Origin of the sequence: Pseudoxanthomonas sp. (genome assembly GCF_036845285.1) — a bacterium.
Taxonomy (GTDB): Bacteria; Pseudomonadota; Gammaproteobacteria; order Xanthomonadales; family Xanthomonadaceae; genus Pseudoxanthomonas_A.
In genome coordinates this window covers 95,559-121,887 of record NZ_DAIUEE010000010.1, presented here as the reverse complement: position 1 = coordinate 121,887, position 26,329 = coordinate 95,559, and the positions used below count along the sequence as shown (strand labels likewise).

Below are 26,329 nucleotides of genomic sequence, written 5' to 3'. Positions count from 1 at the left end.
ATCAGGACAAGGCGCTGAACGAGCGCGTCAGCCACGCCTTCGCAGGCAGCGCGCGCGCGGGCTCGCGGATCAGCCGGTGCAGCGGCGATCCGCATTCGGACAGGTAGGGTTCGTCCTCGATCACCAGCACCATGCGCAGCAGGTCCACGCCACCCGGCAGGATCGCCGGCGGCAGGTATTCGCGGAATCCGTAGTGCTCGAACACGCCATGCAGGAAGGGTTCGCAGGCCAGCAGGCAGAACTGCACGCGCGATTCCTGCGCCCAGCGGTAGGCCTCTTCCATCAAGCGATCCACCACCGGCTTGCTGCGCTGGTCGGCCTGCACCGCGAAACGCGTGCCCACCGCCACCTGCGACAACGGCCACGTGCGCGCGAACGCGTCGATCTGGAACAGGCTGCCGTACTCCACCTGCACGGCGAGCGGGGAGAAATCGTGCAGCCGCAGCGTCGCGATGGCCTGCGTCCCCTTTTCCACCGCCAGGGTGGTGCCGCAATCATCCAGGCCATCGGTGACGCGCTTGCTGCGGTCGCCGAACTGCCCCTGTTCGTGGAAGTAGACCTCGCGGCGCAGGCGCGGCACGTCGCCGAGCGGTTCGCCCGGCAACATGCGCTGCGTGCGCAGTCCGATGCCCGCCAGGGCGGCCTCGGTCGAGGCCGACGCGATGCGTGCCTCGCGCGCCGACATCGGCATCCGGTGGTTGAACGGCTTGTCCTGCTCCATGCCACTCCCTCGCCACGGCGCAGACGCGCGCATGGTGTGTCATTGGGAACCGTGGCGCCGGCAGGACGGCGACGGTCAATCGATCGCGGGGACATGCCCCACGTGGGGGAAGAAGCAAACATCGGGCCAATTGCCCGGCGGGCGGCGCAACGCGATGGAAGTGGCCCCCGCAGCGGGCCTTTCCCACCGCGGACCGTCGGGAATGCAGGGACGGCGACCGGTCGGGAGTGACGTCCTGCGTCAGATTCGGCTTGCCCGGGCCGGCATGGCGCCGGCACGGCGATCAGGCGGGCTCGTCGGGAATCAGGGCGCTTTCCAGCCGGGCGATGCAGTCCTTCAGCCACAGCTTGCGCTTCTTCAGCCGCTTAATCGCGACCTCGTCAGCGTCCGCATCGTCCACCAGACGTGCGATGGCGTCGTCGAGCCCGCGATGCTCGAGCTTGAGGTCGGTGATCTTCTGGGTGATGTCGGCAGGATCGTTGGCTTCCACGCGTCGAGCGTACACCGCCGGCCGCGGGGGCGTCACCGCGCCCCGGTACAATGACGGCCATGAGCACCGTTCTACCCCTGCCCGATCCCGTCCTGCGTCGCCCGGCCATCGATCCGCGCCGCGCCGCGCACGAACAGGGCAAGCTGGCCAGGCGCCTGCGCCGCCAGGTCGGGCAGGCGATCGCCGACTTCGGCATGGTCGAGGACGGCGACAAGGTGATGGTGTGCCTGTCCGGCGGCAAGGACAGCTACACCATGCTGGACATCCTGTTGCAGTTGCAGAAGAAGGCGCCGGTGCGCTTCGAACTGGTGGCGGTGAACCTGGACCAGAAGCAGCCCGGCTTTCCCGAACACATCCTGCCGGACTACCTGGAACGCATCGGCGTGCCGTTCCACATCATCGAGCAGAACACCTATTCGGTGGTCAGCCGGGTGATTCCGGAAGGCAAGACGATGTGCTCGCTGTGCTCGCGCCTGCGCCGCGGCGCGCTGTACCGCTACGCCGCGGAGCACGGCTTCACCAAGATCGCGCTGGGCCACCATCGCGACGACCTGGTGGCGACGTTCTTCCTGAACCTGTTCTTCCACGCCAAGCTCTCGGGCATGCCGCCCAAGCTGCTGTCGGACAACGGCCAGCATGTGGTGATCCGCCCGCTGGCCTACGTGCGCGAGGACGACATCGCCGAGTACGCCGATGCCAAGGGCTTCCCGATCATCCCGTGCAACCTGTGCGGCAGCCAGGAGAACCTGCAGCGCAAGCAGGTCAAGAAAATGATGGATGCGTGGGAACGCGAGACGCCCGGCCGCATCGAAACCATCGCGCGCGCGCTGGGCGACATCCGTCCGTCGCAGCTCTCCGATCCGAACCTGTTCGATTTCCACTCGCTCGGCCATCGTGATGGCGCCGCGCTGCCCGACGCGCGCCAGTGGCTGGCCGGCGAGCCGCACGTGGCGGCAGCCGACGAGGACACCTGATCTCGCCATCCCCCGCCGTCATCCCGGCGAAAGCCGGGATGACGGGCAAAGCAACCGCACGCACTCCCCCTTAGTTACCGGACCCTGATTCCCCGATGTTCTTTCGCAATCTGACCCTGTTCCGCTTCCCGACGTCCCTCGATTTCTCCCAGCTCGACGAACTGCTCCCGGAGGCCGTGCTCAAGCCGGTCGGCCCACTGGAGCTGTCGTCGCGCGGCTTCATTTCCCCGTTCGGCCGCGGTGACGACACGCTCTCGCACCGCATCAACGACGCCATCTGGCTCAGCGTCGGCGGCGAGGACAAGATCCTGCCGGGCGCGGTGGTCAACGACCTGCTGCAGAAGAAGCTGCAGGAGATCGAAGAGAAGGAAGGCCGCAAGCCCGGCGGCAAGACCCGCAAGCGGCTGAAGGACGACCTGCTGCACGAGTTGCTGCCGCGCGCCTTCGTCAAACCCTCGCGCACCGATGCGCTGATCGACCTGGAGCACGGCTTCATCGCCGTCGACGCGTCCTCGCGCAAGACCGGCGAAAACGTGGTGTCGGAAGTGCGCCGCGCACTCGGCAGCTTCCCGGCGTTGCCGCTCAATGCCGAAGTGGCGCCGCGCAACGTGCTGACCGGCTGGATCGCCGGCGAGCCGCTGCCGGAAGGCCTGTCGCTGGGCGAAGAGTGCGAGCTGAAGGACGCGATGGAAGGCGGCGCGGTGGTGAAATGCCAGAACCAGGATCTGCAGAGCGACGAGATCGCCAAGCACCTGGAAGCCGGCAAGCAGGTCACCAAGCTCGCGCTGGTGCTGGACGACCATGTGTCGTTCGTCCTTGGCGAAGACCTGATCGTGCGCAAGCTGAAGTTCCTCGACGGCGCGGTCGACCAGTTGGAGAACACCGAGCACGACGACCTGCGTGCCGAGCTGGACGCGCGCTTCGCCCTGATGGCGGGCGAAGTGAAGCGGCTGTTCCTGGTGCTGGAGCACGCGCTGAAGCTCAGCAAGGCCGACTGAGCGCACGCGACCGCGGCGGCCCATCCGCTACCATCGCCCCATGCCGTCCCTGCTCCAGCGCCTGATCACCCGCACGCCGCGCAGCGTGGAGCGCGACACGGTGACGCTGCTGCTGGAGGACGGACGCGCACTCGACGTGCAACGCGTGCGCGACCCTCGCGCGAAGCGACTGAAGCTCAGCATCGACGAGCGCGGTGCGCGGCTGACGCTGCCCTGGCGCGCCAGCCTGGTCTCCGGCGACCGCTTCCTGCAGCAGCACCGCGGCTGGCTGGCCGAGCAGCTCGCGCGCCACGCACCCAGCGACGACGACGTCGCCTTCGTCCCCGGCGTGACCCCGCACCTGCCGTTGCGCGGCGAAGACGTTCCGCTGCACTGGCACGAGGGCCGCTTCGCCCGCATCGAGCGGCAGGAGGACGGCATCCATGTGCATCTGCCCGCCCGCGCCAGCGATGCCACGCTGCGGCGGACGCTGCGCGCCTTCTACGAGGCCGAGGCCCGTGCCGACATCGGCCGCTGGCTGCCCGCCTATCTCGCCGGCCTGCCCCGCGCGCCACGGCAGATCCGCCTGAAGGTGATGTCCTCGCAATGGGGATCGCTGGCGCCCGATGCCACCCTGACGCTGGACCTGGCGCTGGTGCTGGGTCGCCCGTCGGCCTTCGAGTACGTGCTTGTGCACGAACTCTGCCACCTGCTGCAGGCCAACCATTCGCCCGCCTTCTGGGCGGAAGTCGAAACCCGCTTCCCTGCGTGGCGCGACGAGCGGCAGTGGTTCCATGCCGAAGGCCGCCGCCTCAAGGCCAGGCTGCGCCGGCTCCTGGACATGCGCTGACCTCCCGCGCCGAGGATTCGTGACGCATCGCGTGTCCTGAATGAGACTTACATCACGACTTTAGAGGCAAGCCGGCTTCGGCGGTCCGGCTGGAGTGCGGGCCATCCGTCGGCCCCTCTTCGCTCCCGACGCCCGCCCATGGACCGCCGCCCGACCTTCCCCCTGCCGCCCACCACCCCGCCCACCGCGGATGCTCCGCGCGACACGGGACGCGGAGATTCGATGCGCGGGTTTTCGCTGTACGCCATTCCCCCCACCGAGACGGCGGCAAGCCTGCAGGCCCGCCGCGCCGTGATGAGCCGCAAGAGCCTGTCCGTGGAGGAAGCCGGCGCCCGCGCGCGGGAGCGGCGGCGGGAAGCCAGCAAGATCCAGCGGTTCGACCGCGTGGCCAGGGCGCTGGTCCTGCTGGTGCCGGTGGCGGGCGCAGTGGCCTGGACAGGCAGCGCGCGCAGCTCGATCCCCGTGCTGCTGGCCGGCTACCTCCTGTCCGGCCTGGTGATCGCCGCCTTGATCGCCCGCCTGACGCGCACGCCGGAGGCGGCCCGCGCGCCGCTGGAACGCTATTACCTGCCGGATGAGCAACTGGCGAGCGCGGAGGACATCGCACTGCTCCGCCGCCTGGCGAACGAGGACCTCGAGCTGGATGCGGTCACCACCGCGTGGTGGCGGAGCAGCGCCCCGATCCGCAAGGGCGACGTGGCGCTGGCGGTGGAATTCCATGCCGCCAAGCAGGGCGGTTCAGGACGCCAGAAAGCCTGATATCACGGCGGCCACGCCCGCCGGATCCTCCATGTGCAGGTGATGCGTGCCGGCCATGACATGCAGCCGGCCATCGGGCAGCCGCGCCGCGCGCTGCGAGCGCAGCGGTTCGGGGAAGTAAGGCTGCGGTGGATCCGCGTAGACCACCGTGGTCGGGCAGGCGATGCCGGCCACCAGTGCCGCCAACTGTGCTTCGTCCAGGCGCTGCGGCGTGGGCAGGGTCAGCCGGGGATCGCTGCTCCAGACGAAACCGCCCTCCACCGGCCGCACGCCGCGCTCCACCAGCCGCCGCGCCGCCGGCTCGCTCAACTGGTTCGCGAGCATGCGCGCGCGGACCGGCGCCGCGAGGTCCGCGAACACGCGCAACTGCTTGCCCGGCAACGCACGCGCGGCCGCAATCGCCTCGCGCCAGCGATCGGCAGTGCGCTCCACGGTTTCGGCCAGGCCTCCCAGCGCCTCGATCACCACCAGCCGCTGCACACGCTCCGGCACCGCCGCCGCCATCAGGCTGGCGATGCCCGCCCCCATCGAATGGCCGAGCAGGGAGAACGTCTCCCACCCCAGCGCATCGGCGATGTCGAGCACGGCGTTGACCGCCACGCCACTCGTGTACTCGGCACCTGGCGCGAGATGCGCACTGCGGCCGTGCCCCGGCAGGTCGGGCGCGACCAATTGCACACCCGGCAGGTAGTCGGCGAGCGGAATGAAGCTGGCCGCGTTGTCCAGCCACCCGTGCAGCGCGAGCACGCGCGGGCCTTCGCTGCCGGCTCGCAACCCGGCAATCCGCCCCAGCGGGATATCGATCTCGAACTCGCGCAACGTCATGCGTCCGTACCGGCGGCACGCTGCGCCAGCGCGACCAGCGCCTCGACATGCAGGGCGTCGTCGTTGAGGCAGGGCACGTAGCGCAGTTCACCGCCGCCCGCCACGTGGAACAACTCCGCGTTCTGCATCGCGATCTCTTCCAGCGTCTCCAGGCAGTCCACGGCGAACCCCGGGCAGACCACGTCGACCCGCTTCACGCCGCGCGCGGCGAGATCCTGCAACGTCGTGTCGGTGGCGGGTTCCAGCCAGCGCTCCTTGCCGAAGCGGGACTGGTAGGTCAGCGTCCACTCGCCCTCGCGCAGGCTCAGCGCCTGCACGATGGCGCGCGTACTGGCCTCGCAGCGCTGCGGGTAGGGGTCGCCGTTGCGCGCAAGCCGCTGCGGCAGGCCATGGTACGAAAACAGCAGGTGCTCGCCGGCACCGTGCCGCTCCCGCCATTGCCGGATCGACGCCACCACGGCCACAACCCACCCGGGATCGACCGAATAGTCCTCGATGAACTGCACATCGAGCGCCGCTGCTTCGCGCTGCACCACGTCGCGCACCGACTCGGTGGTCGTCGTGGAGTACTGCGGATACAGCGGCAGCACCACCACCTGACGGATGCCTTCGGCGCGCAGCGCGCGCAACCGCTCCGCCAGCATCGGCCGGCCGTAGCGCATCGCATCGAGCACCCGCCAGTCCGGCAGCCGATCCTGCATGGCCTCGGCCAGCCATCGCGTATGCACCGCCAGCGGCGACCCCTCCGGCATCCAGATGCTGGCGTATTTCGCCGCCGCCTTCGGCCCGCGCAGCGGCAGGATGACGAAGTGCAGCAGCGGGCACCACAGCCAGCGCGTCAGCTGCACCACGCGATGGTCGTGCAGGAACTCGGCCAGATAACGACGGACGGCGCGGGGCGTCGGCGCCTCGGGCGTTCCCAGGTTGACGATGAGCAATGCGGTGGCAGGCGTGTCGGGCATCCGCGTATTGTGGCAGAGGGCATTGGCCGCATCGAAGCGGCGGCTTGACCCGCTTCGACGGGCGCCCGCTGTCAGCACCGATTCATCCGCCCCCGCCTACTTTCAGGCGGTTGCAGCCTCCTGCTGCGAAATCCCCTTATGGAGCCGCCATGAACCGCACCTCCCGTCGCCTGCTGCCGCCCACCGCCATCGCGCTGGCCGCCGCCCTGTTCGCCGGCCAGGCCATCGCGGGTCCCAAGGAAGACGAACGCGCCACCAACGCCGTGCGCGTACTCAACGAGATCCAGCGCATTCCCGAGAACGGCATCCCCGACAAGCTGCTCGACGAGGGCAAGGCGATCGTCGTCATCCCCGACACGCTGAAGGCGGGCCTGGTGATCGGCGGCCGTCGCGGCCACGGCCTGATGTCGGTGAAGAATCCCGACGGCAGCTGGTCGCAGCCGGTCTTCATCAAGCTCACCGGCGGCAGCATCGGGTTCCAGGCCGGCGTGCAGTCGTCGGACGTGGTGCTGGTATTCCGCAACGACCGCTCGCTGGATTCCATCGTCAACGGCAAGTTCACCCTCGGTGCCGATGCGGGCGTGGCCGCCGGTCCCGTCGGCCGCAATGCCAGCGCCTCCACCGATGGCCAGCTGAAGGCCGAGATCTGGTCCTGGTCGCGCGCGCGCGGCCTGTTCGCCGGCGTGGCGCTCGACGGCGCGGTGCTGCAGATCGACGACGACGCCAATACCGCCGTCTACGGCAGCGCCGCCACGCCACGCGCCATCTTCGAAAGCCGCGCGGGCCAGCCGTCGAGCGCCGTGGTCGGCTTCCGCGACGAACTTGAAGAGGTCACCGAACTCGCCCGCGGCAACCGCGGCACGACCGGCGCCACCGCGCACGCGACGGCCCGCGCACCGGCACCGGTCGTTGCGCCGGTCGTCGTCGAAGCGCCGACCCAGGCGCAGGGATTCGAACCCGTGCAGGACGGTGAAGTACGCACCGAACCACTGAACGGCAATCCCTGACGGAAGTAATGGGCGATGGATCGCCACCCCGGCGGTCCGCCTGCGCTATCCTGAGCGCCCCAACTTTCCTGCGAGCACACCATGGGCGGTTTGAGCATCTGGCATTGGATCATCGTGCTGGTGGTCGTGTTGCTCGTCTTCGGTACCAAGCGCCTGCGCAATGCGGGCCAGGACCTGGGCGAAGCGGTCAAGGGCTTCAAGAAGGGCATGAAGGACGACGACAAGCCGGCCGGCCAGTTGAACGACCAGTCGCGCACCGACGAATCCAGCGCCGCCAAAGAGCGCGATCGCGACGCCTCCTGATCGCGCGGCATTGCGGCCGCGGCCATGTTCGACATCGGTTTCAGTGAACTGCTGGTCATCGCGGTCGTCGCGCTGATCGTATTGGGTCCAGAACGCCTGCCGAAGGCGGCGCGCTTCGCCGGCCTGTGGGTGCGCCGCGCGCGCGCGCAGTGGTACTCGGTCAAGGACGAACTGGAGCGCGAACTCGCCTCCGAAGAACTGAAGCGCAACCTCAAGGACGCACAGGACGCGTTGCGCGATACCGAGCAGCGCATCCGCGACAGCGCGCGCGAGACCGAGCAACAGTTCGAAGAAGTCCGCAAGGCAGCACGCGATGACGCGAATGCACTGCGCGACGATGTCGAATCCGCCATCACCCCGCCTGCGCTGGCCAAGCCACCCGCGGCGATCGTGGCGCCAGCATCCGGCCCCACGGCCGCGTCCGCCGACGAAACCACGGTCGACACCCCCGAGACCGGCACCACGGCCGATCTGTTTCCGCCGAAGGAGCCGCAATGAACCGCGCCTCCCCGGACCAGGAAGCCGAAAGCAGCCTGATGGAACACCTGCTGGAACTGCGCACGCGGCTGGTGCGCGGGCTGGCGGGCACGGGCCTCATCCTGCTGGCGCTGCTGCCGTTCGTGCGCCAGTTGTACGACCACCTGGCACAACCCCTGATTTCGCAGCTGCCCGCGGGCCAGGCGACGCAGATGATCGCCAGCGACCCGACGTCCGGATTCTTCGCGCCGATCAAGCTGGCGTTCTTCCTCGCCTTGTTCCTCTCTTCGCCGTGGCTGCTGTTCCAGGCATGGAGCTTCGTCGCACCCGGCCTGTACAAGCACGAGAAGCGGCTGGCGATGCCGCTGCTGGTCTCGGCCATCCTGCTGTTCTACGCCGGCTGCGCGTTCGCCTACTTCCTGGTGCTGCCCAGCGTGTTCCATGCGCTGACCGTGTTCACGCCGGACATCGTGACGCTGGCGCCGGACCCGGCGAAGTACCTGGACTTCGTGATGGTGATCTTCCTGGCCTTCGGCGTGAGCTTCGAGCTGCCGGTGGCGCTGGTGATCATGGTGCTGCTGGGCTGGGTCACGCCGCAGCAGCTGCGCGAGGGCCGCGGCTACGCCATCGTCGGCGTGTTCGTCGTCGCCGCGCTGATCACCCCACCCGACGTGGTGTCGCAGCTGATGCTCGCGATCCCGATGTGCCTGCTGTACGAACTGGGCATCATCGCGGCGGGGTGGCTGAAGCCGCGCCCCGATAGCGCCTGAGCAATCGCGGCCTTGAGCGCGCCGCAGCGCGCCAAGATGGAGAACCAGTCACCCTATCGCCTCGCAGGTGGGCCTGGGGCCACCATGCGTGACGCTCGAGGCTCAGACCTCGATCCGGGTAGGCGCTGACGGCGATGCGCCAGGCGTGATGGCGCCGTCACCCAGCATCTGCCGCCACGCCGCGTACGCCGCGCCGGCCAGCACCGGCATGACCAGCGCCATCAGGGTGAACTGCCACAGCCCCATCGCGATGGTGCCGCCCACGGCCAGCGCCAGGATCGAGGCGACCAGCAGCGAGCCCATGCCGACGGCGAAGATGGCGATGCCGGCCAGCAGGTAGAACACCAGCATCGCGGTCCAGTTGTGCAGGCAGGCGCGCAGGCTGTTGCGCATGGCGTCCATCACGTGCGCGCCGGAGAACAGGATCTGTGGCGAGGCGATGAACGTCATCCACTTCACCGCCACGAAGACGATCGCCACCAGCAGCAGCCACAGCAGCAGGCGCCCGGCCGGCAAGCCTTCCACCAGTGATGGATCGGGCTGGCCGCCGGCGGCCGCGATGGCCTGCATCTTCTGGTAGACATCGGCCAGGTGCTGCAGTTGTTCGGTGCCTACCAGTACGAACAGCAATACGCCCATGACCAGTGCGGCCAGCAGCTGCGGCAGCAGCGTGGCCAGCAGCGCCGGTGCATGGCCGTCGCGGACCGGCTGCAGCAGGTTCGACGGCTGCGCCGCGCGCCCCTGGTCCACTTCGCGCACGGCCCAGAGCATGCCCGCGAAGAACAGCGGCCCCGCCAGCACCAGCAGGAACTGCATCGCCAGCGTCATCGCCGGCAGCGTCACCGCCACCAGCGCCACGACCATCGACAGCAGTCCCCACAGCACCGCCAGCGTAGCCAGCGGCACCGGCGCGCGCTTCAGCAGGGCGAAGCCCGCCAGCAGCCATTCCGCGCCGGCACTGGCCGGCACCTTGTTGATCGTCGACATCGGGGATCTCTGGGGAAAGTACAGCGGGAAGACTCAACGCGCGTGCAGGCCACGCGCATGGCGGACGAACCGCCGCAACAGTTTGCGGGCTTGCGGCGCCGCCGTCACGCCGCGCGCGATGGTGCCGGGGCAGCGACCCTCGCTGCGCAGGTGGTCGGCACGCGCATGCACGTAGCCGCGCATGTGGTGGGTGGCGAATTCGGGATGGAACTGCACGCCCCAGGCGCGGTCGCGCCAGCGGAACGCATGGCAATCGTCCTGTTTGGAGCGCGCCAGCACGGTGGCCCCCTCCGGCGGCCGCGCCACCGTCTGCACATGGGTGGCGTGGGCGGTGAACTTCAGCGGCAGTGCGGCGAAGAGCGGATCGTCCTGCGCCTGCGGATGCAGGTCGATGTGGACGGTGCCGGATTCGCGTCCGGCCGGGTTGTAGGCGACCTCGCCGCCCAGCGCGTGCGCCAGCAACTGGTGGCCGTAGCAGATACCCAGCAGCGGCAGCCCTTCGTGGGCGGCATCGCGCAGCCACTCGGCGCTGCGTTCGCTCCAGTCGGCGCGGTCGGTGACCATCGCGGCCGAGCCGCTGACGATGACGCCGGCGAACCCCTCGCGCGACGGCAACGCGTCGCCGCGCTCGACATTCGCCACCACGGTCTCGTCGGCTTCCAGTCCGGCGGCCACGCGGATCCAGTGCGGGAAGCCGCCATAACGCCGCATCGACTGCACCGGCTGTCCGGTTTCGACGATGAGGAAAGGGGCTTTCACGGAGGTATCCAAGACGGCGGCGGACAGGCGAAAAGCGGCGGAAGGACAAGGGCTTGCCCGTATACTAGCCCGCTTTTCCGCAGTGCACGATAACGCGATGGCCGGACAAACCATTTCACCGGTAACCACCTTCCAGGGCCTCAGTTTCCAGGCCCTGATCCAGACCCTGAACCAGTACTGGGCCGAGCAGGGCTGCGTGCTGATCCAGCCGCTGGACCTGGAAGTCGGCGCCGGCACCTTCCACCCCGCCACGTTCCTGCGCGCGCTGGGACCGGAGCCGTGGAATGCCGCCTACGTGCAGCCCAGCCGCCGCCCCACCGACGGCCGCTACGGCGAGAACCCGAACCGCCTGCAGCGCTATTACCAGTACCAGGTGGTGATGAAGCCGAATCCCGACAACATCCAGGAGCTGTACCTGGGGTCGTTGAAGGCGCTCGGCATCGATCCGCGCGTGCACGACCTGCGCTTCGTCGAGGACAACTGGGAATCGCCGACCCTCGGCGCCTGGGGCCTGGGCTGGGAAGTGTGGTTGAACGGCATGGAAGTCACCCAGTTCACCTACTTCCAGCAGGCCGGCGGCCTGGAATGCCGGCCGGTGCTGGGCGAAATCACCTATGGCCTTGAGCGCCTCTGCATGTACCTGCAGAACGTCGACAACGTCTACGACCTGGTGTGGACGGTCGGTCCGCAGGGCGTGGTGACCTACGGCGACGTCTACCACCAGAACGAAGTCGAACAGAGCACGTACAACTTCGAACACGCCAACGTCGACGAACTGTTCAAGCGCTTCGACGCGTACGAAGCGGAAGCCTTCAAGCTGGTCGAAGCCGGCCTGCCGCTGCCCGCCTACGAGCAGGTCACCAAGGCCAGCCACAGCTTCAACCTGCTGGACGCGCGCCGCGCGATCTCCGTCACCGAACGCCAGCGCTACATCCTGCGCGTGCGCAAGCTGGCGCAGGCGGTGGCCGAGGCGTACCACGCGCAGCGCGAGAGGCTGGGCTTTCCGGGGCTGAAGAAAGAAACCGCGTGACGAATCCCCTTCCCCCGCGTGCGGGGGAAGGTGCCCGAAGGGCGGATGGGGGCACTCGCCCCCTTGCCCCCACCCCAGCCCTCCCCCGCAAGCGGAGGAGGGGGCACAGCAAGACAGGTTTGACGACATGAGCGAACAAAAATCCCTGCTGGTCGAACTGGGTACCGAAGAGCTGCCGGTCAAGGCGCTGCCGGGCCTGGCGCAGGCCTTCTTCGATGGCGTGATCGCGGCGCTGGAGAAGCGCGGCATCGGCTTCGAACGCGGCGATGCCAAACCGCTGTACACGCCGCGCCGCCTGGCCGTGCTGTTGCCGGCGGTGGACGTGGAGCAGCCGGAACAGAAGTCCGAAGTACTGGGTCCGTACCTCAACATCGCGCTGGATGCGAACGGCGCGCCGACCAAGGCGCTGGAAGGCTTCGCCGCGAAGGCGGGCATCGACTGGACGCAGCTGGAGCGCACCACCGACGGCAAGGGCGAGCGCTTCGTCCACCGCGCGGTGAAGCCGGGCGCGAAGACCGCCGACCTGCTGGCCGATATCGTGCGCGAGGCGCTCGCCGGCATGCCGATTCCCAAGCCGATGCGCTGGGGCGACCACGACTACGCCTTCGCACGGCCGGTGCACTGGCTGGTGCTGCTGTTCGGCAACGACGTGGTGCCGGCCGGCGTGCTCGGCGTGACGTCCGACCGCATGAGCCGCGGCCACCGCTTCGAACACGACAAGCCGGTGTGGATCAACAACGCCGACGATTACGTCGTTGCGCTGGAAGGCGCGAAGGTGCTGGTCGATCCGGACGCGCGCCGCACGCGCATCGTCGATGAAGTGCAGAAGGCGGCCGCGCAAGCCGGTGGCAGCGCGCGGGTCACCGACGACAACCTGGAACAGGTGGTCTGCCTGACCGAATGGCCGGCGGCGGTGCTGTGCAATTTCGAATCCGCCTTCCTCGCGGTGCCGCAGGAAGCGCTGATCGAGACGATGGAGATCAACCAGAAGTTCTTCCCGGTGCTCAGCGACGGCGGCAAGCTGACCGAGCACTTCATCGGCATCGCCAACATCGAATCGCAGAACGTCGCGGAAGTGCGCAAGGGCTACGAGCGCGTGATCCGCCCGCGCTTCGCCGACGCGAAGTTCTTCTTCGACGAGGACCTGAAGCAGGGTCTTGAGTCGATGGGCGACGGCCTGAAGACCGTCACCTACCAGGCCAAGCTGGGCAGCGTGGCCGACAAGGTGGCGCGCGTGGCCGCGCTGGCGGAAACCATCGCGGCGCAGGTAGGCGCCGATCCCGCGCAGGCGCGCCGCGCGGCCGAACTGGCGAAGAACGACCTGCAGTCGCGCATGGTCAACGAGTTCCCCGAGCTGCAGGGCATCGCCGGCCGCCACTACGCACTCGCGGCGGGCGAACCGAAGGAAATCGCGCTGGCCATCGACGAGGCCTACCAGCCGCGCTTCGCCGGCGACGACATCGCGCTGTCGCCGCTAGGCAAAGTGCTGGCGATCGCCGAGCGTCTGGACACGCTGGCGGGCGGTTTTGCGGCGGGCCTGAAGCCGACCGGCAACAAGGATCCGTTTGCGTTGCGGCGGAATGCGCTGGGGTTGGCTAGGACGGTGATCGAGAGTGGGTTCAATATTGACTTGAAGAAGTTGATCCTCCACTCCTCGATTGCTTGCTGGTCAAGAATCAAGGTGGACGCCACAGTCACCGACGCTCGGGAAGTGCTTCTTGCGATACAGAAGTGGGACTTTAAGACCACGATCTCGCTGAGCAAGACCATCGAGATTGAACCCGAACAGCTTCAAAGGGAGCTGTTCAACGAAGATATCTACGACTTCATCCTCGACCGTCTGCGCAACTACTACGCCGACAAGGGCATACCCGCCGCGCACTTCAACGCCGTCGCAGAACTGAAGCCCACCTCGCTGTACGACTTCGACACCCGCCTCGACGCCATCGGCACCTTCGCCACGCTGCCGGAGGCCGCCGCGCTGGCCGCCGCCAACAAGCGCATCGGCAACATCCTGAAGAAAGCCGACATCGCCATCCCGCACGCCATCGACCGCACCCTGCTGACCGATCCGGCCGAAAGCGCGCTGGCCGAAGCGGTGGAGGCCGTGCTCGGCGAAACCGACGAAGCCCTGCACCACCACGATTACGTGACCGTGCTGAACCACCTCGCCCGCCTGCGCCCACAGGTGGATGCGTTCTTCGACAGCGTGATGGTCAACGCCGACGATCAGGCCGTGCGCGCCAACCGCCTGGCCCTGCTGAAGCGCCTGGCCGACCGCTTCCGTGCCGTGGCCGCGATCGAGCACCTGTCGAACTGAGCCGCGCGATGCGCCCCCTCCTCCGCGTGCGGGGGAGGGCTGGGGTGGGGGCAAGCGCGATGACTGGATCGCTCGCATGAGCATCGCTCGTGTCGTGCCTGCCTCGCCCCCATCCCGACCTTCCCCCGCACGCGTGGGAAGGAGCACATCGTGCGCCATCGATGGTCCACGAGAACGATGCGCCATGCGATCACGCGCACCCCTTCTCCGCCATGCGCCCCCTCCCCTGCTTGCGGGGGAGGGCTGGGGTGGGGGCAAGCGCGATGACTGGATCGCTCGCATGAGCATTGCTCGCGCCGTGTCTCCTTCGCCCCCATCCCGACCTTCCCCCGCACGCGGGGGAAGGAGCACATCGTGCGCCATCGATGGTCCACGAGAACGATGCGCCGCGCGTCAGGCGCATCCCTTCTCCGCCATGTGCCCCCTCCCCTGCTTGCGGGGGAGGGCTGGGGTGGGGGCAAGCGCGATAAATGGATCGCTCGCATGAGCATTGCTCGCGCCGTGTCTCCTTCACCCCCATCCCGACCTTCGCCCGCACGCGGGGGAAGGAGCACATCGCGATGACGACCTGTTTGCGTGAACGATGTGCCGCTTGAATACGGTAATCCTTCACTCCGCTTAACCCCCACCGGGTATCCTCCCCGCATGCGTCGATTCCCCCGCCTCGCCACCTTCGTCGTCCTGTTCGCCGCCACGGTTCCGGCCTGGGCTGCGACCACCGTCGACAAGGTGCGGATCGAGGGGCTGGACGACGAGCTGATGATCGAGAACATCCATGCCGCGCTGTCGCTGAACGACTCGCTCGGCAAGCGGCTGGGCGAGTCGCGGCTGGAATACCTGCTCGGTGAGGCCGTCGCCGAAGCACGCGAAGCGCTGGAGCCGTTCGGCTACTACTCGCCCACCATCACCCTCGACGCACCCCGCAACGAGGGCGCCGAGGACGAAAAACTGACGGTGACGGTGCGCGTCGAACTTGGCGAACCGGTGCGCGTGCGCCGGCGCGATCTCTCCATCGACGGCGAAGGCGGCGGCGACCGCTACCTGAAGGAAGACCTGGAGGCGTTCGCGCCGAAGGTCGGCGAGGTCTTCGACCACACCACGTACGAGGCCAGCAAGCTCGCCATCGTGCGGCGCCTGGCCGACCGTGGATATTTCGATGCCGACTTCACCCACCGCCGCGTGGAGGTCACGCGCGCCGAGCATGCCGCCGACATCGCGCTCGGCTGGGTCAGCGGCATCCGCTACGACATGGGCGCCACCACGTTCCACCAGGACAAGTTCGACCCCGGCCTGCTCGACAAGCTGGTGTACTGGGAAGAAGGCAGCTACTTCCACCAGGGCAAGCTCGACCGCCTGCGCGAATCGCTGGTAGGCCTGGACTACTTCTCCCGCATCGACATCCAGGCCAATCCGGACAAGGCGGAAGACGGCCGCGTGCCGATCGACGTGAACCTCGAACTGGCCAAGCGCGACATCTACACCGCCGGCCTCAGCTACGGCACCGAGAGCGGCCCCGGTATCCGCCTGGGGCTGGACCGCCGCTACGTCAATTCGCGTGGACACAAGCTGTCCACGTTCCTGGACTACGCGCAGAAGCGCAAGACGCTGCTGACGCAGTACCGCATTCCGGCGTTCAAGTGGCTGGATGGCTGGTACACCGTGGGCCTGCAGGCCAGCGACGAACAGACCGACTACATCGACCTGCGCCATGTCGAATTCACCGGCAGCCGCAGCGGCCAGGTCAGCGAGGACTGGACGGCGGTGGCGTCGATCCATGCGCTGCGCGAGCGCTGGCGCTATGTCGAGAACGACCCGCTCACGGGCCTGCCCGACACCACGGTGGAATACGCCACGTTCACCTACCCGTCGCTGCGCGCGGACTACACCAATTCGCCGATCGGCTCCAACCGGCCCGACCAGCTGGCCGGTTCCATCCTGCTGCGCGGCGGCGTCGACGGCGCGGGTTCCGATGCGAACTTCCTGCAGTTCCACATGCGCGCGCGCTGGTCGCAGCGCTACAAGACCAACAGCGCGCTGATCGTGCGCGGCGAGTACGGCCATACCTTCACCAGTTCGCTGGTGGCGATGCCGCCGTCGCTGCGCTTCTTCGCCGGCGGCGACCGCAGCATCCGCGGCTATGCGTGGCGCGAAGTCGGTCCGCGCCGCGGCGACTACGCACTGGGCGCGAAGAACGTGCTGACCAGCAGCGTCGAGTACGAGTTCTATCCGAAGGGCGGTCCGTACGGCGGTGCGGTGTTCGTCGACACCGGCAGCGCCTTCGACGGCAGGACGCCCGACCTCAGCACGGGCATCGGCATCGGCCTGCGCTGGCGCTCGCCGGTCGGACCGGTGCGCCTGGACGTGGCGCACGGCCTCAATGATCCGGATTCCAGCTTCCAGATCTATCTCAACATCGGGACGGACCTGTGAGGAAGAAATCGCGCCTGCCCGACAACCTGACGCCAGAAGAGCGCGACGCCCGCATCGCCGAGTTGCGCGCGCGACGCAAGGCGCGCATGCGCACGCTGGCGGTCCGCAGCGCCATCGGCACCGGCGTGCTGACCGTGCTGCTGTGCATCGGCCTGTACTGGCTGCTGCAGACCGTCGCCGGACGCGACGTGCTGCTGGCGCAGATCAAGGCGCGACTGCCGGCGGATGCCTCGCTGGACTACAGCAACGTCGAAGGGCCCATCGCCGGCCCGCTGACTTTGCGTGGCGTGAAGTTCCACTGGGACAAGATCCGCTTCACCGCCGACGAGGTCTACCTGGAGCCGGACCTGCGTCCGCTGCTCGGCAAGCGCCTGCGGCTGGACGTGCTGAAGCTGCGCGGCGCGATGCTCGACGTGCCGGAGAGCGACGAGCCGTTCGAACTGCCGCACTGGCCGGACCTGCTGCCGCAGATCGAGATGCCGCTGGCGATTCAGGCCGATGCACTGGAAATCGACCGCTTCCTGATCCGCCAGGGCGGGCAGCCCGTCATCGACATCGCGCACGCCACCGGTGGCATCGATATCGGCAATGGCTACGTGCATGCGCAGAAACTGGCGATCGCCAGCGATCGTGGCGCGTTCGGCGTACACGGCAGCTATGCGCCACGCGACGGCTATGCCACCGACCTGACGGCTACCGGCATCTTCCCGGCGGCACTGGGACGCACGCCGGCACGGATCGGCCTGGTGGCGCGCGGCAACCGCGCCCGCATGAATGTCGGCGTGTCCGGTGCCGCACCGGCGCCGCTGCGTGCCACGCTGACGCTGCGCGGCGAGACCAAGCCGACCTGGAACTTCGCGGCGAAGACGGAAGCGCTGGACCTCTCGCTGCTGGGGGTGATGGACGACAGCACACCGGTGGCGTTCGACCTGGTCGCCAAGGGCGCCGGCGGTGCGGCCGACCTGCAGGGCACCGCGCAGCAGGGCGATATCGCCGTGGTGATCGAACCCTCGCATGCGCGGATCGACGGTGAAGTGCTGACGGTGGAACCGCTGGCGATCCGCGCGTTCGACGGCTATGCCTCGCTGCGCGGCCGCGCCGATTTCACCGTGCCGGAAAATCCCGAGTTCCGCTTCGCAGTCAATGCGCGCGGACTGCGCTGGGGTACCGAAGCGGACAGCATGATCGGTGCGGAGGGCGATTTCGGCGTTGCCGGCAAGCTGGAAGCCTGGGCTGCGATCGGCAAGGCGACGCTGACACGCGGCGACGACAGCGCGCTGCTGGAATTCGACGGTCGCGGCAACGCCGAGCGCGCGCAGCTGCAGACACTGCGCGCCACCATGCCGACCGGCACGCTGGACGCCACCGGCACCGTCGGCTGGTCGCCCGTGCTGGACTGGGATGTCGCCGCGACGCTCGCGGGCTTCGATCCCGGCTATTTCGTCGCCGGATGGAAGGGCAATGTGTCCGGCAATCTCACGTCGAAGGGCAAGCAGCGCGAAGACGGACTGTTCCAGGGCACGCTGGATGTGCCGAAACTCGGCGGCCGCCTGCGCGACCGTCCGCTGGAGGCGCGCGGCACGTTCGCCCTCGACGGCAACAACGGCGAGGGCGACCTGGCGCTGTCGTTGGGCGGCAGCCGCGTTACCGCCAAGGGCAAGGTCGGCGACACGCTCGACATCGACGCGGCCTTCCGTCCGCTCAACCTGGCCGACCTGCTGCCGGATGCCAGCGGCACGCTGGCCGGCACGGTCAACCTCACAGGTGCGCGTACGGCCCCCAACATCGACGCCGATCTCGGCGGCGAGAACCTGCACTGGAACGACTGGAGCGCCGGCACGCTCAGCCTGCGCGGCCGCCTGCCGTGGCGCAGCGGCGAAGGCGACCTCGCCCTGCAAGGCAGCGCCGTGGATGTCGGCGCCGTGCTGGACACCGTCAGTCTCAATGCGCGCGGTGCGGTGGAAGACCTGCGCTTCGATGGCGATGCGCGCAATGCGATGGGCGCCATCGCGCTGTCGGGCACGGCGCAGAAACGCGGCGCCAACTGGCAGGGCACGCTGGATGCGCTGCGCATCGCGCTGTCGAAGGGCAGCCCGTGGACGCTGCGGCAGCCGGCGCGCTTCGCGCAGAACGGCGCCAACTGGACGCTGTCGGAAAGCTGCCTGGGGTCCGGCATCGGCGGTGCGCTGTGCGCCAGCGCCAACTGGCCCCGGGAAGGGCTGGAGGTGCGTGGCGAAGCGTTGTCGCTGGCCCTGGTGCAGCCCTGGCTGCCGCCCAGCGATGGCCGCCCGCTGACGCTGCGTGGCGAGTTCACGCTGGACGCGACCCTGCGCCCCGCCGGCAATGCGTGGCAGGGCGAGGTGCACCTGGCCTCGCTCGATGGCGGCCTGAAGATGGGCACCACCGCGCGTGGCGAGATCATCCGCTACGACAACTTCACCCTCGACGTCGACTTCACCCCGCAACGCATCCAGGGCCGCCTCGGCACGGGCTTCAAGGGCGACGGTTACGTCGACGCCACGTTCAACACCGGCTGGGACGCGTTCGCGCCGTTGAAAGGTGACCTGTACTTCCACAACTCGCGCCTGTTCTGGCTGGAACTGTTCTCGCCGGACCTGGTGCGTCCGCAGGGCAAGCTCGCCGGCCACATCGGCGTGGCTGGCACGCGCGGCCACCCGCTGCTGAGCGGCGAAGCCACGTTGACCGAGTTCAGCGGCGAACTGCCCGCGCTCGGCGTCTCGCTGGCCGACGGCGGCGCCGAGCTGGTCGCGCTATCCGATGGCAGCGCGCGCATCAACGGCAGCATGAAGACCGTGTCGTCCACCGGCGGCACCGGCACCGGCGGCGTGCTCAACGTCGCCGGCACGCTCGGCTGGAACAACGACACCACGCCCCTGCAGTTCCAGGTGCGCGGCGACAACGTACTGGTCGCCGACACCACCGACCTGCGCGCGGTCGCGTCGCCGAACCTGCAGGTGGGCTTCGCCGACAACACCATCCAGGTGCGCGGCGAGGTCGGCATTCCGTCCGCCACCATCGACGTGGAGAAGCTGGACGATGGCGTCTCGGCATCAGAAGACGTGGTGATCCTCGATCCCGTCGATCCCGAGCGCGCGCCGAGTTCGCGCCTGGACCTGGACCTCGCCCTCAAGGTCGGCGACCAGGTCCAGCTCAAGGGCTACGGCCTGGAAGGCACGCTGGCCGGCACGTTGCACGTGCGCTCGCAGCCGGGCCGCGAGATGCTCGGCACGGGCCGCCTCGACGTGGATGGCCGCTATGAAGCGTACGGACAGAAGCTGCGCATCACCCGCGGCGAACTGACCTGGAGCAACAACGCCGTCTCCGACCCGCGCATCAACATCCGCGCCGAACGCGAGGTCGTCAGCGCCAGCGTCACCGCCGGCATCGACGTCACCGGCCGCGCCAGCCAGCCGCGCGCACGCGTCTGGTCGAACCCGGCGATGGCCGAATCCGAAGCGCTCGCCTACCTCGTGCTGGGCCGTTCGCTCAACACCGCGAGCAGCGACGAAAGTCAGCGCATCAACGCGGCCTCGTCCGCACTCGGCGCCGGTGCCGGCCTGCTGGCGTCGCAGCTGGGCGCGAAGATCGGCCTGGACGATGCCGGTGTGCTGGAGTCGCGCACGCTGGGCGGCTCGGTGTTCGGCGTGGGCAAATACCTGTCGCCGAAACTCTACGTCAGCTACGGCGTATCGATGGTGGGCTCCGGCTCGGCGGTGACGCTGAAGTACCTGCTGCGCAAGGGCTTCGACGTGGAAATCGAATCCAGCACCACCGAGACGCGCGGCTCGGTCAACTGGCGCAAGGAGAAGTAGCCGTGCCGCCGTCACTGACGGCGCAGCGCCTGCACGCACACGGCATCGCGATGCCCGTGGCCGCATCGCCCGCCGATGCCGTGCGGCACATGGGCGCGATGCAGGCGCAGGACTATCACGCAGCGCTGTGGGCGGTCGGCCTGCGCACCGACGGCGCCACGCTGGCCGATGTCGAAGCGGCGATCGCGCGTGGCGAGATCGTGCGCACGTGGCCGATGCGCGGCACGCTGCACCTGCTGGCGCGCGAGGATGTGCGCTGGATGGTGGCGCTGCTCGCGCCGCGCGTGCAGGCCGCGAATGCCGCGCGCCTCGCGCGTGATCTCGGCCTGGATGCCGCGACACTCGCTCGCGGCCAACGCGTGGTGGAGCGGACCCTGGCGACCGGTACACCGGTTACACGCACCGACCTGTATGCCTGCATGGACGCCGCCGGCATCGCCAGCGCCAACCAGCGCGGACTGCACCTGCTGAACTGGCTCGCGCACGAAAGCGTCATCTGCCATGGACCGCGGCAGGGCAAGCAACCGACCTTCGTGCTGATGGATGCCTGGATTCCGCAGGACGCCCCGCTCGACCGCGACGAAGCCCTGCACCGCTTGGCGCTGCGCTATCTGCAGGGCCATGGCCCCGCCACCGCCGCCGATCTCGCCTGGTGGTCGGGACTGACGCAGAAGGACGCACTGCGGGCGCTGACACTCGCCGAATCGGTGCTGGCGAGGGAGACGTACGACGACACCACATGGTGGTTGCTGGCTGGTACGTCTTCGCCTTCGCGATCACGCGCCATCCACCTGCTGCCGGCCTTCGACGAATACCTGATCGGCTACCGCGATCGCACGCCGGTGCTGGATGCAACGCTCATGCGACGCGTGTTCAGCGTCAACGGACTCGTGGCCCCCACGGTGATCGTCGACGGTCGGGTGGCGGCAACATGGAAGCGCGGGACGAGTGCCGACGGCGACGTCGTGCTCGATCCCCTGCGTGCGCTGGAAGACACCGAACACACCGGCATCCGTCGCGCAGCGCAGCACTGGCGGCGCTTCATCGGCGACGCACGCTGACGACGCGACACAGGCCGTCATTGCCGCATCGAAGCAGGCCCGATATCGTCACCGTCTTCCTTGTTTCCGCTGGATGCCGACCATGCGCCGCCGACTTTCAACGTCCGCCCTCGCCCTGGGCGTGGCCCTGTGCCTGCCCGCCCACGCCGACGAAGGCATGTGGATGCCGTCGCAACTGCCGCAGCTGGCCAAGACGCTGCGCGACGCCGGCTTCAAAGGCGACCCGAAGACCCTGGCCGACGTCACCGCCGCGCCGTTGAGTGCCGTGGTGCGCGCAGGCGGCGGCACCGGCGCGTTCGTTTCGCAGGACGGCCTGATCCTGACCAACCACCACGTCGCCTATGGCGTGATCCAGTACAACAGCAAGCCCGGGCACAACCTGATCGACGACGGCTTCATCGCCGCCGACCGCGCGGGCGAACTGCCCGCCAACCCGGACTTCCGCGTGCTGGTCACGGTGGGCTACGACAAGGTCACCGACATGGTGCTGAAGGAAGCCGCCGGCAAGACCGGGCGCGATTACTTCGACGCGGTGGACCGCGCCAGCAAGGCCATCGTCGCCGAATGCGAGGCCGGCGGCGGCGTGCGCTGCAGCGTCGCCAACATGTACTACGGCACGGACTTCTACCGCATCACCCAGCTGGAGTTGCGCGACATCCGCCTGGCGTACGCGCCGCCGCGTGCGATCGGCAACTACGGCGACGAGATCGACAATTTCATGTGGCCGCGCCATACCGGCGACTTCACCCTGCTGCGCGCCTACGTCGGCAAGGACGGCAAACCGGCGGCCTACAGCCCCGACAACGTGCCGTATGCAGCGCCGGCGCACCTGGCGCTGGCGAAGGACGGCCCGAAGGCCGGCGACTACGCCATGCTGGCCGGCTATCCGGGCGTCACCTTCCGTCACCGCACCGCCGCCGAGTTCGAAGAGCAGATCACCTGGACGCTGCCGACGCGCGTGGCGGTGTTCGACCAGCTGATCGACGTGGTGGAAGCCGCGGGCACGAACGATGCCGACGCGAAGACGCGCTACGCCGCGCAGCTGCAGTCGTTGAAGAACCAGCGCAAGCGCGCCGCGGGCGAACTGGAAGGCCTGCATCGCAGCGATGCGGTGCGGCTGCGCGCGGAGGACGAGCGCGGCATGCTGGCGACGGAAGCCGCGGCGAAGGAGCGCACCGACATCGATGCGTTGGCCGCGTCGATCGCCGGAGGCTCTGCGGTGCGCGAGCGCGAGTTGCTGCTGAACCTGTTCGGCGCGCAGTCGCAGCTGATGCGTGCCGCGATCACCCTGGACCGCCTGCGCGTGGAGTCGATGAAGCCGGATGCCGAGCGCGAGAGCGGCTACCAGGCGCGCGACCACGCCATGATCGAAGGCATCCTGAAACAGGTGCAGCGCCGCTATGCGTCCGACGTGGAGAAGGCGCTGCTGACCGTCCTGCTGACGCGCTACCAGCAGCTGCCGGACGCGCAGCGCCTTCCCGCTTTCGACGCCGCCTTCGGCCGCACGCCCGCCACGCTGAAACAGACGCTCGACACGCTGTATGCGGGCACGAAACTCGGCGACGAGAGCGAGCGCCTGTCGCGCTTTGCCGCCGCGCGCGAGGGCAAGCCCGTTGCCGCCGATCCGCTGATCGACGTGGCCGTGAAACTGGTCCCCACGCAGCTGGCGCTGGAGCAGGAACGCAAGACGCGCGAGGGCGAACAGCTGCGCCTGCGCCCGGCCTACATGCGCGCGCTGTTCGCCTGGCGCACGCAGCAGGGTCGGGCGCTCTATCCCGACGCCAACGGCACGCTGCGCGTCAGCTTCGGCAAGGTCGACGGCTTCTCGCCGCGCGACGGCGTGCAGTACACGCCGGTCACCACGGTGGCCGGCATCGTCGAGAAGAACACCGGTACCGTTCCCTTCGATGCGCCGAAGCCGCTGCTCGACGCCATCGCGAAAGGCGACTTCGCCGGCACGGAAGATCCCGCGCTGAAGACGCAGACGGTCAACTTCCTGACCAACCTGGACACCACCGGCGGCAATTCCGGCTCACCCGTGCTCAACGCACGCGGCGAACTGATCGGCCTGAACTTCGACAGCAACTGGGAATCCGTCAGCGCCAGCTGGATGTTCGACCCGCGCTACAAGCGCGCCGTCCACGTCGACATGCGCTACCTGCGCTGGCTGATGGGCAAGGTGTATCCGGCGCCCCACCTGTTGAAGGAAATGGGCGCGCAGTGACGCCCGACGACGACCCGCGCCCCGTCGAACCCGAGCCGCCGCTGCCCAGCGACTGCTGCAACAGCGGCTGCCCGATCTGCGTGCACGACCTGTACGCGGAACAGCTGCAGCACTACCGCGAGCAGCTGGCGGCGTGGGAGGCACGGCATCATCCTGAAGACCCCCTGTAGGAGCGACGTAAGTCGCGACCGCAGATTCTCGGCGAGGGCGAACCGTCGACAGCGGACGGACTTGGTTCTGTATGTCGGAAGGCGTGCGGTCGCGACTTACGTCGCTCCTACAACGTTAGCAACGGCAGGAACTGCCACTCACGCCACCCGCGTACGCCGCGCGCGTTCCAGGTGCACCAGCAGCAGCGAGATGGCGGCGGGCGTCATGCCGGGGATGCGCTGGGCCTGGCCGACGGTTTCGGGCCGCACGCGTTCAAGCTTCTGCTGCACTTCGGCCGACAGGCCGCGCACGCCGGCGAAGTCGAATCCCATCGGGATGGGCGTGGATTCGTTGCGCTGCTGGCGTTCGATCTCGTCGCGCTGGCGGTCGAGGTAGCCGGCGTACTTGACGCCGATCTCCACCTGTTCCGCAACCTGCGCATCGGCCACCGCAGGCCCAATGGAAGCTACGGACATCAACTTGGCGTAGTCCAGCTCCGGGCGCTTGATCAGGTCGAGTACGTTGGTCTCGCGGCTGACCTGCACGCCGAGCGTATCGGCGACCTCGCGCCCCAGCGCATTCGCCGGCGTGGCCCACAGCGCGCGCAGGCGGCCGGTTTCGCGCGCGATAGCCTCACGCTTGGCTTCGAAGCGCTGCCAGCGTGCGTCATCGACCAGGCCCAGCGTGCGACCGGTTTCGGTCAGCCGCAGGTCGGCATTGTCCTCGCGCAGCTGCAACCGGTACTCGGCGCGGCTGGTGAACATGCGGTACGGCTCCTTGGTGCCGTTTGTGATCAGGTCGTCGACCAGCACGCCCAGGTAGGCTTCGTCGCGACGCGGCGACCAGGCCTCTTTCTGCTGCACGAAGCGCGCGGCGTTGAGGCCGGCGAGCAGGCCCTGGGCTGCCGCTTCCTCGTAGCCGGTGGTGCCATTGATCTGGCCGGCGAAGAACAGGCCGGCGACGGCCTTCGTCTCCAGCGACGCCCTCAGGCCGCGCGGATCGAAGAAGTCGTACTCGATGGCATAGCCCGGACGCGTGATGTGCGCGTGTTCCATGCCGCGGATGCTGCGCACCAGCGCCAGCTGCACGTCGAACGGCAGCGAGGTGGAAATGCCGTTCGGGTAGATCTCGGCGACATCGAGGCCTTCCGGCTCGACGAAGATCTGGTGGCTGGCCTTCTCGGCAAAGCGCACCACCTTGTCCTCGATGGACGGGCAGTAGCGCGGACCGATGCCTTCGATCTGGCCGGAGTACATCGGTGAACGGTGCAGCGCGCCGCGGATGATCTCGTGGGTCTGCTCGCTGGTGTGGGTGATCCAGCACGACACCTGGCGCGGATGGTCGGTGATGTCGCCCATGAACGACATCACCGGCAACGGATCGTCGCTGGGCTGCTCTTCCATCACCGAATAGTCAAGCGAGCGGCCGTCGATGCGCGGCGGCGTACCGGTCTTCAGGCGGTCGACGACAAACGCGCCTTCGCGCAGGCGCTGCGCCAGTGCGGTCGCCGGCGGATCGCCGGCGCGGCCGGCGGCGTACTGCGTTTCGCCGACATGGATCTTGCCCGCGAGGAAGGTGCCCGCCGTCAGCACGACGGCCGGCGCATGGAACGTCAGGCCGGTCTGGGTGACCGCACCGCGCACGGTGTTGTTCTGGATGACCAGATCGTCGACGGCGGCCTGGAACAGCGTCAGGTTCGGCTGCGCTTCCACCGCGCGACGGATGGCGCTGCGGTACAGCGCACGGTCGGCCTGGCAACGCGTCGCGCGCACGGCGGGACCCTTCGACGCATTGAGCGTGCGCCACTGGATGCCGGCGCGGTCTGCGGCCCACGCCATTACGCCGCCCAGTGCATCGATCTCCTTGACCAGGTGGCCCTTGCCGATGCCGCCGATGGCCGGATTGCAGCTCATCGCGCCCACCGTTTCCACGTTGTGCGTCAGCAGCAGCGTGCGTGCTCCGGCACGCGCGGACGCCAACGCGGCCTCGGTGCCGGCATGGCCGCCGCCGATGATGATGACGTCGTAGTGGTGGAAGCTGGGGCTCATGGCAAAGAGTCGATGACGAAGGCCCGTGGACGGGGCCGTTACGGAAGACGGGATCCGGCATGGCGACCGGGCAGAGTTGGCACGCTTCCTGCTGGATCCCCATGCACCCGTCGTGGCAAGCGACCAGGGGCGCCGGGTTGGTAATTGGAACAGGGGCCAGCCATGCGCACGCCGGGGATGCCGGGGCCGGTAGTCGGGGGACTACCGGCCCCTTTTTTATGCGCGCAGGATACCAGAGCAAGAAAAAAGCCCGGCAGAGCCGGGCTTCTTGTTAGGCGCCGACGCCCGATGGGGCCGGAACAGGGGGGATCCAGATTTCCCCACCGGACGTCGACATTGAACCTTTAATTGCCGCTTACGTCAGAAAGCGAC

At 68.5% G+C, this 26,329-nt stretch carries 22 protein-coding genes; 15 read left to right on the top strand and 7 right to left on the bottom strand.

Annotation, left to right across the window (positions count from 1 at the left end; all coding sequences use genetic code 11):
* Nucleotide 1: 1 nt before the first annotated feature.
* The gene (locus V7060_RS13180; RefSeq protein ID WP_334179708.1) at nt 2-721 is read right to left on the bottom strand and encodes a hypothetical protein; all 720 of its coding nucleotides are present in this window, start codon (nt 719-721) and stop codon (nt 2-4) included.
* 283 nt (nt 722-1,004) lie between these two features.
* Entirely contained in the window at nt 1,005-1,211 is a 207-nt protein-coding gene (locus V7060_RS13175) for a YdcH family protein (RefSeq protein ID WP_334179707.1), read from the bottom strand.
* 50 nt (nt 1,212-1,261) lie between these two features.
* Here V7060_RS13175 and ttcA point away from each other — a divergent pair, with 50 nt between their 5' ends.
* The 4 genes from ttcA to V7060_RS13155 all read left to right on the top strand — a co-directional run bounded on the left by ttcA (nt 1,262) and on the right by V7060_RS13155 (nt 4,771).
* Nucleotides 1,262-2,185, top strand: coding sequence for a tRNA 2-thiocytidine(32) synthetase TtcA (gene ttcA / locus V7060_RS13170; protein WP_334179706.1), 924 nt, complete (start codon nt 1,262-1,264; stop codon nt 2,183-2,185).
* 95 nt (nt 2,186-2,280) lie between these two features.
* Complete coding sequence (locus V7060_RS13165) at nt 2,281-3,183, top strand: recombination-associated protein RdgC (RefSeq protein ID WP_334179705.1); 903 nt, start codon at nt 2,281-2,283, stop codon at nt 3,181-3,183.
* Between the two features lie 40 nt (nt 3,184-3,223).
* Nucleotides 3,224-4,012, top strand: coding sequence for a SprT family zinc-dependent metalloprotease (locus tag V7060_RS13160; RefSeq protein WP_334179704.1), 789 nt, complete (start codon nt 3,224-3,226; stop codon nt 4,010-4,012).
* Nucleotides 4,013-4,234: 222 nt separating this feature from the next.
* The gene (locus V7060_RS13155; RefSeq protein ID WP_334179703.1) at nt 4,235-4,771 is read left to right on the top strand and encodes a hypothetical protein; all 537 of its coding nucleotides are present in this window, start codon (nt 4,235-4,237) and stop codon (nt 4,769-4,771) included.
* On the opposite strand, the gene V7060_RS13150 is transcribed toward V7060_RS13155, so the two are convergent.
* On the bottom strand, nt 4,751-5,596 hold the full coding sequence (locus V7060_RS13150; protein ID WP_334179702.1) for an alpha/beta hydrolase: 846 nt from the start codon (nt 5,594-5,596) through the stop codon (nt 4,751-4,753). The two genes, V7060_RS13155 and V7060_RS13150, sit on opposite strands and share 21 nt — an antisense overlap.
* Complete coding sequence (hemH, locus tag V7060_RS13145; protein ID WP_334179701.1) at nt 5,593-6,558, bottom strand: ferrochelatase; 966 nt, start codon at nt 6,556-6,558, stop codon at nt 5,593-5,595. The genes V7060_RS13150 and hemH overlap by 4 nt, the downstream gene beginning before the upstream one ends.
* Before the next feature lie 149 nt (nt 6,559-6,707).
* On the opposite strand from hemH, the gene V7060_RS13140 reads away from it, so the two are divergent.
* The 4 genes from V7060_RS13140 (at nt 6,708) to tatC (ending at nt 9,115) form a co-directional block, all read left to right on the top strand.
* Nucleotides 6,708-7,565 (top strand): lipid-binding SYLF domain-containing protein, encoded by an 858-nt coding sequence (locus tag V7060_RS13140; protein ID WP_334179700.1) that lies wholly within the window; start codon nt 6,708-6,710, stop codon nt 7,563-7,565.
* An 81-nt stretch (nt 7,566-7,646) separates the two neighbouring features.
* A complete protein-coding gene (gene tatA / locus V7060_RS13135; protein ID WP_241045208.1) occupies nt 7,647-7,868 on the top strand; it encodes a Sec-independent protein translocase subunit TatA in 222 nt (73 codons plus the stop codon).
* A 24-nt stretch (nt 7,869-7,892) separates the two neighbouring features.
* Nucleotides 7,893-8,366, top strand: coding sequence for a Sec-independent protein translocase protein TatB (gene tatB / locus V7060_RS13130; protein ID WP_334179699.1), 474 nt, complete (start codon nt 7,893-7,895; stop codon nt 8,364-8,366).
* Nucleotides 8,363-9,115 carry a twin-arginine translocase subunit TatC gene (tatC, locus tag V7060_RS13125; protein WP_334179698.1) on the top strand — a complete coding sequence of 251 codons (753 nt, stop codon included), beginning with the start codon at nt 8,363-8,365 and terminating at the stop codon, nt 9,113-9,115. The genes tatB and tatC overlap by 4 nt, the downstream gene beginning before the upstream one ends.
* 102 nt (nt 9,116-9,217) lie before the next feature.
* Here tatC and V7060_RS13120 read toward each other — a convergent pair whose 3' ends face one another.
* Together V7060_RS13120 and V7060_RS13115 are read right to left on the bottom strand one after the other, a co-directional pair.
* The gene (locus tag V7060_RS13120) at nt 9,218-10,102 is read right to left on the bottom strand and encodes a BPSS1780 family membrane protein (RefSeq protein ID WP_334179697.1); all 885 of its coding nucleotides are present in this window, start codon (nt 10,100-10,102) and stop codon (nt 9,218-9,220) included.
* Between the two features lie 33 nt (nt 10,103-10,135).
* Nucleotides 10,136-10,873 (bottom strand): glutamine amidotransferase, encoded by a 738-nt coding sequence (locus tag V7060_RS13115; protein WP_334179696.1) that lies wholly within the window; start codon nt 10,871-10,873, stop codon nt 10,136-10,138.
* A gap of 85 nt (nt 10,874-10,958) precedes the next feature.
* On the opposite strand from V7060_RS13115, the gene glyQ reads away from it, so the two are divergent.
* The 7 genes from glyQ to V7060_RS13080 all read left to right on the top strand — a co-directional run bounded on the left by glyQ (nt 10,959) and on the right by V7060_RS13080 (nt 23,929).
* Nucleotides 10,959-11,891, top strand: a complete 933-nt coding sequence (gene glyQ / locus V7060_RS13110; protein ID WP_334179695.1) for a glycine--tRNA ligase subunit alpha — start codon at nt 10,959-10,961, stop codon at nt 11,889-11,891.
* Between the two features lie 127 nt (nt 11,892-12,018).
* Nucleotides 12,019-14,211, top strand: a complete 2,193-nt coding sequence (glyS, locus tag V7060_RS13105; protein ID WP_334179694.1) for a glycine--tRNA ligase subunit beta — start codon at nt 12,019-12,021, stop codon at nt 14,209-14,211.
* A gap of 645 nt (nt 14,212-14,856) precedes the next feature.
* Nucleotides 14,857-16,641 (top strand): autotransporter assembly complex family protein, encoded by a 1,785-nt coding sequence (locus V7060_RS13100; protein ID WP_334179693.1) that lies wholly within the window; start codon nt 14,857-14,859, stop codon nt 16,639-16,641.
* The gene (locus V7060_RS13095; protein WP_334179692.1) at nt 16,638-20,474 is read left to right on the top strand and encodes a translocation/assembly module TamB domain-containing protein; all 3,837 of its coding nucleotides are present in this window, start codon (nt 16,638-16,640) and stop codon (nt 20,472-20,474) included. The genes V7060_RS13100 and V7060_RS13095 overlap by 4 nt, the downstream gene beginning before the upstream one ends.
* A 2-nt stretch (nt 20,475-20,476) precedes the next feature.
* Nucleotides 20,477-21,535 carry a winged helix DNA-binding domain-containing protein gene (locus V7060_RS13090; RefSeq protein WP_334179691.1) on the top strand — a complete coding sequence of 353 codons (1,059 nt, stop codon included), beginning with the start codon at nt 20,477-20,479 and terminating at the stop codon, nt 21,533-21,535.
* 82 nt (nt 21,536-21,617) lie between these two features.
* Nucleotides 21,618-23,759 (top strand): S46 family peptidase, encoded by a 2,142-nt coding sequence (locus V7060_RS13085; RefSeq protein WP_334179690.1) that lies wholly within the window; start codon nt 21,618-21,620, stop codon nt 23,757-23,759.
* Entirely contained in the window at nt 23,756-23,929 is a 174-nt protein-coding gene (locus V7060_RS13080; protein ID WP_334179689.1) for an oxidoreductase-like domain-containing protein, read from the top strand. The genes V7060_RS13085 and V7060_RS13080 overlap by 4 nt, the downstream gene beginning before the upstream one ends.
* Before the next feature lie 138 nt (nt 23,930-24,067).
* Here the strand turns inward: V7060_RS13080 and mnmG are convergent, their stop codons facing one another.
* The gene (mnmG, locus tag V7060_RS13075; protein WP_334179688.1) at nt 24,068-25,957 is read right to left on the bottom strand and encodes a tRNA uridine-5-carboxymethylaminomethyl(34) synthesis enzyme MnmG; all 1,890 of its coding nucleotides are present in this window, start codon (nt 25,955-25,957) and stop codon (nt 24,068-24,070) included.
* Nucleotides 25,958-26,329: the final 372 nt, after the last annotated feature.

Excerpts from the sequence above, each read along its gene's own strand:
- V7060_RS13150 (WP_334179702.1), bottom strand. The coding sequence starts at position 5,596 with ATGACGTTGCGCGAGTTCGAGATCGATATCCCGCTGGGGCGGATTGCC.
- V7060_RS13160 (WP_334179704.1), top strand. The coding sequence starts at position 3,224 with ATGCCGTCCCTGCTCCAGCGCCTGATCACCCGCACGCCGCGCAGCGTG.
- V7060_RS13165 (WP_334179705.1), top strand. The coding sequence starts at position 2,281 with ATGTTCTTTCGCAATCTGACCCTGTTCCGCTTCCCGACGTCCCTCGAT.
- V7060_RS13100 (WP_334179693.1), top strand. The coding sequence starts at position 14,857 with ATGCGTCGATTCCCCCGCCTCGCCACCTTCGTCGTCCTGTTCGCCGCC.
- V7060_RS13155 (WP_334179703.1), top strand. The coding sequence starts at position 4,235 with ATGCGCGGGTTTTCGCTGTACGCCATTCCCCCCACCGAGACGGCGGCA.
- glyQ (WP_334179695.1), top strand. The coding sequence starts at position 10,959 with ATGGCCGGACAAACCATTTCACCGGTAACCACCTTCCAGGGCCTCAGT.
- tatC (WP_334179698.1), top strand. The coding sequence starts at position 8,363 with ATGAACCGCGCCTCCCCGGACCAGGAAGCCGAAAGCAGCCTGATGGAA.
- glyS (WP_334179694.1), top strand. The coding sequence starts at position 12,019 with ATGAGCGAACAAAAATCCCTGCTGGTCGAACTGGGTACCGAAGAGCTG.
- hemH (WP_334179701.1), bottom strand. The coding sequence starts at position 6,558 with ATGCCCGACACGCCTGCCACCGCATTGCTCATCGTCAACCTGGGAACG.
- tatB (WP_334179699.1), top strand. The coding sequence starts at position 7,893 with ATGTTCGACATCGGTTTCAGTGAACTGCTGGTCATCGCGGTCGTCGCG.
- ttcA (WP_334179706.1), top strand. The coding sequence starts at position 1,262 with ATGACGGCCATGAGCACCGTTCTACCCCTGCCCGATCCCGTCCTGCGT.
- mnmG (WP_334179688.1), bottom strand. The coding sequence starts at position 25,957 with ATGAGCCCCAGCTTCCACCACTACGACGTCATCATCATCGGCGGCGGC.
- V7060_RS13085 (WP_334179690.1), top strand. The coding sequence starts at position 21,618 with ATGCGCCGCCGACTTTCAACGTCCGCCCTCGCCCTGGGCGTGGCCCTG.
- V7060_RS13120 (WP_334179697.1), bottom strand. The coding sequence starts at position 10,102 with ATGTCGACGATCAACAAGGTGCCGGCCAGTGCCGGCGCGGAATGGCTG.
- tatA (WP_241045208.1), top strand. The coding sequence starts at position 7,647 with ATGGGCGGTTTGAGCATCTGGCATTGGATCATCGTGCTGGTGGTCGTG.
- V7060_RS13140 (WP_334179700.1), top strand. The coding sequence starts at position 6,708 with ATGAACCGCACCTCCCGTCGCCTGCTGCCGCCCACCGCCATCGCGCTG.
- V7060_RS13180 (WP_334179708.1), bottom strand. The coding sequence starts at position 721 with ATGGAGCAGGACAAGCCGTTCAACCACCGGATGCCGATGTCGGCGCGC.